The organism is Streptomyces lushanensis, from assembly GCF_001700515.1.
In the GTDB taxonomy this organism is placed as follows: domain Bacteria; phylum Actinomycetota; class Actinomycetes; order Streptomycetales; family Streptomycetaceae; genus Streptomyces; species Streptomyces lushanensis.
The window spans coordinates 1-4,013 of record NZ_MAUD01000303.1; the positions used below are offsets into that span (position 1 = coordinate 1).

The window sequence follows — 4,013 nt, forward strand, 5'->3', positions numbered from 1 at the left end:
GCGTGGTGATCCGGCCGCCGAGCCGGACGACCGTACCCGCCGTCGTGTCGCAGTCCCTGACGGAGAAATAGACGAGGAAGTGGGCCGGCATCTCCGCCGGGAAGGCGTCCGTGATGACGCTGCGCCCGCCGACGGCGCGGACCGGCGCCGGTGCCGGACCGGCTCGCTCAGGTTCCGGACCGGTCCGTCCCGGTTCCGGACCGGTCCGCTCCGGTCCGGGGCCGGCCGTCGCGGACTCCGGGCCGCGCGCGCCCGGCTCCTCCGTACCGGCCAGGGACCATACGCGGAAGTCGACCGAGGCGTCCGGCAGATCGGTCCCGTGGAAACCCAGGACCGTCTCGTAGAACGGATCGACGCGCTCCTTGTCCCGCGTGTAGAGCTCGGTCCAGCAGAACGAGCCCGGCAGGCCCGTCCTCTCGAAGCCCCAGCCCTCCTCGGACTGCCAGAGCCCGAAGACGGCGCCGGCCGGATCGGCGGCCTGCGCCATCACACCGAACGGCCCCAGGGCCGTCGGTGGCTGTACGGTCCGGCCGCCCGCCCGGGTGATCCGGTCCATCAGCGCGACGGCGTCGGAGGTGGCGAAGTAGACGCTCCAGACGGTGGGCATCCTGCCGTCCCTCTTGGCGACGAGTCCGGCCACCCGCCCGCCGCCGCTGAACGCCTCCGTGTAGTGCCCGTACGCCGCGCGGTGGTGTCCGTACGCCATGCCGCTGTCCTCGCCGAAGGTCCAGCCGAACAGCTCCCCGTAGAAGCGCTTGCCCGCTTCGAGATCGGGGAGCGACACATCCACCCAGCACGGCGTGGACTCCGCGAACGCGGCCATGTCCGGCTCCTTCCGACCGTGGCATCCGCCGTACGGTGCCCGTCCGCGTGACGCGCGCCCGCCCGGTGCCCGTCCGTGCGGCGCCCGTCACAGCCAACCTAACGGGCCGCGCCCCGGGCCGCAGCGGATGAAATAGCGCAATTGCTCGATTATCGCAGGGTGAAGTGCTCGGCACCCCGAGTTATCCACCGAAGTTATCCACAGGCTGTTAATAACACTACTCACCCGCACGTGAACCCTGGGGATGACAGTCCACCCCTGGGGATGACAGTCCGCGCGCACGACCCGTGCGAAAGATGGCCGGTTCCCCATTTGCACTCGGCCAAATCGCGCCTCGATCCCCCCTCGGTAAGCTGACGGCATGACAGGACAAGTGCGCACCGTCGACGGCCGCGTGGCTGGTCGGCGCGGGCAGGCGACGCGGCAGAAGCTGCTCGACTGCCTCGGCGAGATGCTCAGCTCCTCGCCGTACCGGGACGTCAAAGTCATCGACGTGGCCCGGCGGGCGGGGACTTCACCCGCGACCTTCTACCAGTACTTCCCCGATGTCGAGGGCGCCGTCCTCGAGATCGCCGAGGAAATGGCCAAGGAGGGCACCGGGTTGACCTCGCTGGTCTCCGGCCGCTCCTGGGCCGGCAAGGCCGGCTGGCAGACCTCCGAGGACCTGGTCGAGGGCTTCCTCGACTTCTGGCGCAAGCACGACGCGATCCTCCGGGTCGTCGACCTGGGCGCGGCGGAGGGCGACAAGCGGTTCAACAAGATCCGCATGAAGATCCTCAACTCCGTCACCAACTCCCTCACGGAGTCCGTCAAGGAGCTTCAGTCGAAGGGCAGGATCGACAAGGACGTCAGCCCGGCGGCGCTGGCGGGCTCGCTGGTCGTGATGCTCGCCTCGGTGGCCTCGCACCAGAAGAACTTCCAGAGCTGGGGCGTGAAGCAGGCCGAGCTGAAGCCCAATCTCGCGCTCCTGGTCCATCTCGGCATCACCGGCAGAAAGCCCACGAAGTAGGCCGCCGAACGAGCCGGCGCAGCGGCCGGCGGGCACGGTACGGGCGTGCCCTCACTGTCCTGTCACGCCGACGGCGGATCAGACCTCTGATCCTCGTCGGCGCTCCCGTATCCGGCCCACTTCCGCTTCCCACGTCACCACCTCTGTTTCCCACGTCACCACTTCTGTTTCCCACGCACCAAGAGCCGGGGGGTTGAACGGCGCCCGTGAACGACCACGACCACCACCGTGAACGCGACGACGGCGACGACGAGCAGGAGGCCTTCCGTGCCCTGCTGCGCGACCAGCGGGTCTGGGACCTGGAGCGACTGCCCGTGTTCGATCCGGCCACCGCGCCCGGGGAGCCGCTGCCGCTGTTCCGGCGCTGGTTCACCGACGCGGTCGCGGCCGGGCAGCCCGAGCCGCACACCATGACGCTGGCGACCGCCGACGAGCGCGGCCGGCCCGATGTACGGACGCTGATGCTGCACGACGCGGACAGCCGCGGCTGGCACTTCGCCACGCACGCGACCAGCCGCAAGGGCCGGCAGCTCGCCGCCCGTCCCGAGGCGGCGCTCGGCTTCTACTGGCCGGTCCGGGCCCGCGCCGTACGGATCCGGGGCACCGTCCACAGCGCGGGCCGCGAGGAGAGCGCCGCGGATCTGCGGGTGCGCTCGACGGGCGCGCTGGCCTCCGCGCTGGTGGGACGGCAGAGCGAAGTACTGGGCTCGGCGCAGGAGTTGGCGCGGGCGAGCGAGTCGGCGTGGGAGCGGGCGCGGCGCGAGCCGGACGCGCGGGCGCCGTCGTGGACGGCGTACGTCCTGGTGCCGGACGAGGTGGAGTTCTTCCAGGGGGACGAGCGCAGGCGCCATGTACGGCTGCGCTACCGGCGCGAAGGGGACGACTGGGTACGGGAGTTGCTCTGGCCGTAGGCGCGACGCCAAGGGGACGGCCCGCGCCGTGGTGGCGCGGCGCCGCCTGCGCGTATCCCGTCGAGCGTGATCGATTCGCAATCGATTTCCCGTCTTGACCGATACCCCACCATGTGATGTTCCGATTACGCTCAGCTTTCATGCCCGACGATTTCGACCGCACCGAGGACCGTCCCGTGTATGTCATCGGCGGCGGCCCCGGTGGACTCGCCGTCGCCGCCGTACTGCGCGAACGGGGCGTACGGGCCGTCGTACTGGAGAAGTCGGACGCCGTCGGAGCCTCCTGGCGCGGCCACTACGACCGGCTGCGGCTGCACACCACCCGCCGCCACTCCGCGCTGCCGGGGCTGAAGATGCCGCGTTCCTTCGGGCGGTGGGTGGCCCGCGCGGATGTGGTCCGCTATCTGGAGAAGTACGCGGAGTTCCACCGGCTGGAGATCGTCACCGGTGTCGAGGTCACCCGTGTCGAGCGCTCCCCCGACGGCTCGGCCTGGCTGCTGCGCGCGACGGGCGGACGGGAGCTGACCGGGCGCGCGGTCGTCGTGGCGACCGGCTACAACCACACGCCGAAGGTGCCGTCCTGGCCCGGCCGGGAGAGCTACGCGGGCGAGCTGCTGCACGCGAGCGCGTACCGCGACGCGCGGCCGTACGCGGGCAAGGACGTGCTGGTGGTGGGCGTCGGCAACACGGGCGCGGAGATCGCGGTCGATCTGGTGGAGGGCGGCGCGGCCCGCGTGCGCCTCGCCGTCCGTACCGTCCCGCACATCGTGCGGCGCTCCACGGCGGGCTGGCCCGCCCAGTCGACGGGCATCCTGGTCCGCCGTCTGCCGGCCAGGCTGGTCGACGGCGCGAGCCGGGTGCTGGCCCGGATCGCCGTCCCCGACCTGTCGTCCCACGGCCTGCCGCGCCCGGACACGGGCCTGTACACCAGGGTGCGCCAGGGCGCGATCCCGGTGCAGGACGTGGGGCTGATCGACGCGGTACGGGAGGGACGGGTCGAACCGGTGGCGGCGGTCGAGTCCTTCGAGCAGGACAAGGTCGTCCTGGCGGACGGCACCCGGATCACACCGGAGGTGGTCATAGCGGCCACGGGCTACGAGCGCGCGCTGGAGCCGCTGCTGGACGGACTGGACGTCCTGTCCCCCACCGGCCGCCCGCTCACCCAGGGCCCCCACACCCCCGCCCACGCCCCGGGCCTCTACTTCACCGGCTTCACCAATCCGATCAGCGGCATGCTCCGCGAACTCGCGATCGACGCCCACCGCATAGC

At 71.4% G+C, this 4,013-nt stretch carries 4 protein-coding genes; 3 read left to right on the forward strand and 1 reads right to left on the reverse strand.

All coding sequences use genetic code 11. The features are described 5' to 3' along the window. The coding region (locus BFF77_RS35820; RefSeq protein ID WP_066953170.1) for a VOC family protein at window positions 1-823 on the reverse strand (823 nt) is incomplete at its 3' end. A 361-nt stretch (window positions 824-1,184) separates the two neighbouring features. Between BFF77_RS35820 and BFF77_RS23625 the strand changes: the two genes are divergently transcribed. The 3 genes from BFF77_RS23625 to BFF77_RS23635 form a co-directional block, all read left to right on the forward strand. After that, window positions 1,185-1,832, forward strand: a complete 648-nt coding sequence (locus tag BFF77_RS23625; protein ID WP_066953172.1) for a TetR/AcrR family transcriptional regulator — start codon at window positions 1,185-1,187, stop codon at window positions 1,830-1,832. A gap of 206 nt (window positions 1,833-2,038) precedes the next feature. Then, window positions 2,039-2,743, forward strand: coding sequence for a pyridoxine/pyridoxamine 5'-phosphate oxidase (locus tag BFF77_RS23630; RefSeq protein ID WP_066953174.1), 705 nt, complete (start codon window positions 2,039-2,041; stop codon window positions 2,741-2,743). A gap of 140 nt (window positions 2,744-2,883) precedes the next feature. After that, on the forward strand, window positions 2,884-4,013 hold a 1,130-nt coding region (locus tag BFF77_RS23635), incomplete at its 3' end, for a flavin-containing monooxygenase (protein ID WP_066953176.1).

Excerpts from the sequence above, each read along its gene's own strand:
- BFF77_RS23625 (WP_066953172.1), top strand. The coding sequence starts at position 1,185 with ATGACAGGACAAGTGCGCACCGTCGACGGCCGCGTGGCTGGTCGGCGC.